The organism is Rhodospirillaceae bacterium (assembly GCA_016722635.1).
Lineage (GTDB): Bacteria > Pseudomonadota > Alphaproteobacteria > JAEUKQ01 > JAEUKQ01 > JAEUKQ01.
The window spans coordinates 1-5,402 of sequence record JADKIX010000014.1; the positions used below are offsets into that span (position 1 = coordinate 1).

Genomic DNA, 5,402 nt, shown 5'->3' on the forward strand with positions numbered 1-5,402 from the left:
TGCAAGCCAGAGATTTTAGATGCAGGGGAGTACATTTTTAGCAACATTTGTATCATCATTAACAATGGTTATGAGTTTAAGACATGAACCTTCAACTATCTGCAAATCATAACCAAACAAAGTATTGCTACCTTTATCATATATATATCGACCAAGCCCATCTTTAAGCACACTAATAGTCTTCATCTCATATTCACCAACGCGCAAAACAAACTTAGGTCTTTGCTTGTCGATCAACCTGTAAACTGTATCAGCATTAAAATCATCCATTCTTTAAATCCTCTTTAGTCTTAATACGATGGCAGTCAACGCACAACGATTGATAGTTATTCTCGTTATCATCGCCACCTTTGAATAATGGCACGATATGATCGATATGGTCAGCCATTGTAGTATAACCATGTGATTGACACATAACACACAATGGATTGGCAGTCAACCACTTGCGTCTGATCTTTGTCCAGTTCTCACCTCGCATGCGCACTGTAGCGTTAGGATTGTTCCGCGCTATGTTAAGCAGCGAGGTTTTAGCTGTGCGTATCGTTGATGTCTTTAGTGTGCGCATTACACCAATCCCATCTTAATCTCATAAGCAATCGCAGCATAGCACAAGGACGCATCATGGTAATTAGCCATCACACGGGCCTTTTCGAACTTTGCTTCATCGACATCAACCTGATAGTGATTAAGTACCAGGTTGAAATCGTCCTTAAATTTTTGTGTTGGCTTCAACAAAGTTATTATAATCCTGTTCGTTATAGAACGAGCCCTTCATTGCAAATCCTTCGCCTTTACCTTCTACAACCCATTTATCAAAACCATCAACATCTTTTCCTACATATCCGGCAAACATAATATTCACCGTGTCTGTATCTTTAACTTTTGCCTCGCTAGATGCGAAAGTGAGGCCATTTTCTGTTGTGAACCAGAAAGTATTGAATTTGTCGTTAACTACTAATTTTTTTAAGTTTACTGTTTTCATTTTATTCTCCTAATGAAATACTTGGATATTTTGATCCTGCATATGATCTCTGAAACTCATAACATTGTTTCAATGTTCCTTCAAAGATTACTTTACCAGATGTTTCTTTCTCTTCGCTTATCACTTGATATGTGCTCATTTTATTCTCCAGGTTAAGTTATTTGCTGCTGATGTAGTAACTATACTCCTATTAAAATAAATGTCAACACTTTTGATAAAATATTTTACTTATTTGCATTTATTATCCTCCAGGCAAGATACTCATTAACAATGAGTATGATAAATATCATAATGCTTATCATTATATGATCGTTATTAATAAGCATGGCTGATGTTACAAGCATCAATACATAACCAAATTTTCGCTTCACTGATCCGTAGTTAGTTGCGCTTAGTTTTGCTTTCTTAATGTATTCATCGCCAAAATCAGTAAAATCAGAGCAATAAACAACAAAAACACTTATAGCTATCATGATATAACAATAGTATTCTACTATGGTTATAGCCCAATCTACCCCATAAACAACTCCATAAAAAGCAAGCGATGGAATTATGATAAACGGCACGATATCAGATAGTTTCATTTCGGTTCACCTCTCGCAAAAAACAAATCATTATAATAACCAATCAATCCAACACCACGAGACCACCGATAATGATTAACGTAATCAGCATGAGTAATTCTCCCCAATCGTTCAAGCAAAACATCCGATGAGCATAGTGATTGCATTCTCAAACCTCTCCGAAGAAAGGATCTGGTTTGGCTATGCACCACACTTGAAGTGTCAAGCCATTTTTTCTTGTTACGAACTTATTACCGGTTCTAGTTCCTGCATTATGTGCATTTACTTGAGCTTTTAACAAATCTTTATGTGTTGCAAAATTATAAGTTCTATAGTCTCCAGGGATCATTTTACCAAATTGGTATTTATTTCTTTCTGGAACTGGTGGTGTTTTTAAGTTTTCCATTTTAATTACTCTTTATTTAAAAAAAGAAATTATAAACAAAATTATTTGTAATTGCAATAATTAAGATAAAAATTATTTAAATTTAATTTTATCTGCTTTTTTAAGCTAAATTATCCTTTAAAATCAATGCCGTCGTAGACGTTGTAAGCCTTACAACACGGTTTTCAACACATTTCCTTAATATAATCATAATCTTACGCATTTGTTGAACGGTTGTAAGGAAAAAACTGCGGGTATGGGCATGTAAAAGTATAGGTAAAAATAATAATAATGAGGGATGGAAAAGGAAAAAGGAAAAAGCTACAAAAGCTACAACATAAGGTATTATTATTATATTATTATTATTTATTATCCTTTAAATACATATAGTTACAGATACTTTTAGAAAAATTTTTGTGTTGTAAGAACTTACAACTTTTGCAACGAAGCTTACAACAACCCTATTTTCAATAATCCTGCAAAACCGAGATAGAATAACAATTGAAAATGCCGCTAAAACTGACCAGGATCGTCGTAGCGGCATTAAAAAAGAAATTTGATACGGAAGTATAGGTAGCGTAATTATATCGCCGTATAACTCGTTATACCGCCTAATGAGTTTTTAGATAAGATTCCCTGCTCAACCATTTCGGATAGAGTCTCCCGAATCTTGGTTGACTTGTTTCCTGAGAATTCTTTGAACGGAGAAACTTTTGCACGAGACTGGATAATCGCCCGCTCGATTCTTGGTTTACTGTTTTCTTCAAACAATCGCAAAATTGCCTCGAATTCTGCACGGCATCCAATGACACCTTTATCCTGACATAACCGCAAATTTGCCTCTAGCATTTCGTTGGAAATATTGATTGCCATTTCAATGTATTTATCGTCAATTCCCGACCAGAAGTCTATTTTTTCGCCAAGTAAACGTAAGTTAGCAGCAATTTTCATGATTTGCATATCGATCTTAGCGGCTGCTCCCCTGAGTGAAGCATGTGAAAATTTCCCGCCGTCTTTGAGGTGTGGTTCAACGTAATTTAGGTATTTTCTAATCATGGCGAAACCGTTATCACTTATGTACAGATCGCGGGTAGATCCGAACTTGTCGCAACTTGATAAAGAGCTTTCCAGGATTGTGCATTTTTCTGCGTACTCGAGGTAAAATTCGTTTGATAACGTGGATTCGCGCTCATGGTCCCTAATACCTAAGGAATGAGGCTCAGCAAGCATTAAAAACCTTTCTGATAGGCCAGTACCATTTGATGAGTTTAAGAGCGTCTCAATTGATCCTGACTGAGCAAAACAGACAATGCCGCCGACGACATGGCCGCAATAACCTTTTCTGGTTACGCGAGCTGAGTTGATAAATCCACCGTCAAACCCGTTCAATGCTACGTCGTTATTATTCGCTCTGTCCGCCTTATAAGATCCACCAAAAAGCACGTTAAAAAGACCCTGCTCGCTGCTGATTGCGCTAAAAAATCCATTGGTTTCAGATAAGCCTTTTTCGAGTCCTTCCGAAGTTGCGTTTGTGGTGAACAGGTTACCGAGTACTTTGATTTTATGCTGCAGCTCAGCTAGTCTGGTTTCTTCGTTTTCGTCTAAATTTCCATCATGTTTAAGAAGTTCTGATAGCTCTTTGCGGATGGCCTCGTGTACTTTTTCCGACATCTCATAAAACGGCTTTTGGAAGTATTTCAAGCAGCGTGATTTGCTTGAACCTGGCGGCTGTTCTGTGACCACATAAAGTCCGATCGGGAGTTTTTCATGGTCCTGATAAGTGACAGCGAATTCCCTGCAAGCCATCGAGCTAAAAACACCTAACCCGGCTAAAAATACAGTGCTGACAGGCAGATAGGTTTTCTCTGAGATATACATGCTCAAGCGCTTGAGAATATGGCTATCCTCAACGAATTGCACCACGTCGACCGATGAATATTTAACCTCAGCATCCAGGATATTACTTGTTTTTTTATCTTTAATGATTGCACCTCTAACAGCGTCCAGGCCATTCAAAACGCGCAGGTCGTTGAAGTCAGTCGCCCAATCCGGTGCATTATCATCAAACTGTGGATAGATCATTACACCATTGGATAATTCAGCCGCAAGCCTTGCTTTTTCAATTCCTACTTCGCCATAATCGGCGCATATGATCAAATTTGACTTAGGCATTTTGGTCCGCACGAATTTTGCACATGCCTCCAATTTTCCAGCACTAAAAGCAACAATAGCAGCGTACCCGGTAGCCTCATGGATTGATGCAGCAGTTGCGAATCCCTCTGCTATGCACACATTTCCGTTTGGCTTGCCGATCCTAAAATAGCAGTCTTTAACTTGGCCGTTTGTCAAGAACTTTTTATTACCATCAGCATCGATAAACTGGAGTGAGGTTATTTCTCCACTCTCATTGTAAAGCGGAATGATTATCCGATTACCATCTTTACTGATGCGCACGCCGCACGGCTTGATCATTTTACGGTCAAGGTATGGATGATCGATTGCTGGCTGTGATGATTCCCATATTCTGCCAGCCAGTTCTTTGGCTTCCTGTTGAACAATTATCCTCTCAGCTTCACGCGCTTCCCTTGCTTGATCCATGCGCAGCTTGAATTGGGCTTGCTGCTCTTGCGTAAAATCATCAGTTCTTTTTTCGCACCATGTATACGAAGAGCTTTCTGACCAATCGCCAAAAGCCCCGGCGGTTATGCCATCACTATAAAATATATACCAGCCTTCGCTATTTTTGCCAAACCTAACTACTCTTATAGTGTTAAATAATATCTTGTCAGGCGGCTCAATCCCATATGAGCGCATTGCGTCATAGATTTGTTGTTCTATCATTTTCGCTCCAGATATTCAGATAGCTTCTCTATAGTTTCGTAATTTGGGTTTTTTGATTCACCTTTATAGATAGCCAAGAGGTTGGGTTTGAGGTTTCCAATTTCCTTTTGAAACAACAGTAAGCCTAGATCTTTTAATAGCAGTCTGATTTGCGAAGAGTTAGTGATTATTCCGCCTTTTTTTGTTAAATTAAGGTTGAAATAATATCATGCTTGATTTATAATTGCAACACACAAAACCAAACGGAGATTATCTTGGATAATGAATTAATCTTAGAACTGCAAACAATAATATGGAAAAGTGGAGAACTTATAGGAAGTGAGGATTTAATTGATGTTATGTCTAGATTGAAAGATGGATCTATAGGTAAAGATCACTCGCAGATTAGCAGATTACTCTATCCAATTGAAAGTTATATGCTTGATCAATTAAAACAAGGCGTATATTGCTGCCATTGTTACGGCCTCGTTTCCAGATATTTAGATAACTGCTCGAGAGTCACATGCCTGATGTCCCGGCCTTGCATAAACCTGTACAAAGTCTGCGGTGTAATGCCAGCCAATTTAGCCACTTTCCACAAGTTTGCGTCCTTCAGCTTTTCTCGTATTTCGCCTGTTGTTAGCATTATTTT

At 38.2% G+C, this 5,402-nt stretch carries 7 protein-coding genes; all 7 read right to left on the reverse strand.

Annotated features, from left to right (window positions below):
* Positions 1-15 precede the first annotated feature (15 nt).
* A complete protein-coding gene (locus IPP67_09855; GenBank protein ID MBL0339424.1) occupies positions 16-270 on the reverse strand; it encodes a hypothetical protein in 255 nt (84 codons plus the stop codon).
* A complete protein-coding gene (locus tag IPP67_09860; GenBank protein ID MBL0339425.1) occupies positions 263-388 on the reverse strand; it encodes an HNH endonuclease in 126 nt (41 codons plus the stop codon). Before IPP67_09860 ends, IPP67_09855 begins: the two co-directional genes overlap by 8 nt.
* A gap of 321 nt (positions 389-709) precedes the next feature.
* A complete protein-coding gene (locus IPP67_09865; GenBank protein ID MBL0339426.1) occupies positions 710-982 on the reverse strand; it encodes a hypothetical protein in 273 nt (90 codons plus the stop codon).
* A gap of 224 nt (positions 983-1,206) precedes the next feature.
* The gene (locus tag IPP67_09870; protein ID MBL0339427.1) at positions 1,207-1,566 is read right to left on the reverse strand and encodes a hypothetical protein; all 360 of its coding nucleotides are present in this window, start codon (positions 1,564-1,566) and stop codon (positions 1,207-1,209) included.
* A 148-nt stretch (positions 1,567-1,714) separates the two neighbouring features.
* Positions 1,715-1,951 (reverse strand): hypothetical protein, encoded by a 237-nt coding sequence (locus IPP67_09875; protein MBL0339428.1) that lies wholly within the window; start codon positions 1,949-1,951, stop codon positions 1,715-1,717.
* 561 nt (positions 1,952-2,512) lie between these two features.
* The gene (locus IPP67_09880) at positions 2,513-4,771 is read right to left on the reverse strand and encodes a DUF3987 domain-containing protein (GenBank protein ID MBL0339429.1); all 2,259 of its coding nucleotides are present in this window, start codon (positions 4,769-4,771) and stop codon (positions 2,513-2,515) included.
* Positions 4,772-5,228: 457 nt separating this feature from the next.
* The gene (locus tag IPP67_09885) at positions 5,229-5,351 is read right to left on the reverse strand and encodes a helix-turn-helix domain-containing protein (GenBank protein MBL0339430.1); all 123 of its coding nucleotides are present in this window, start codon (positions 5,349-5,351) and stop codon (positions 5,229-5,231) included.
* Between the last annotated feature and the right edge of the window lie 51 nt (positions 5,352-5,402).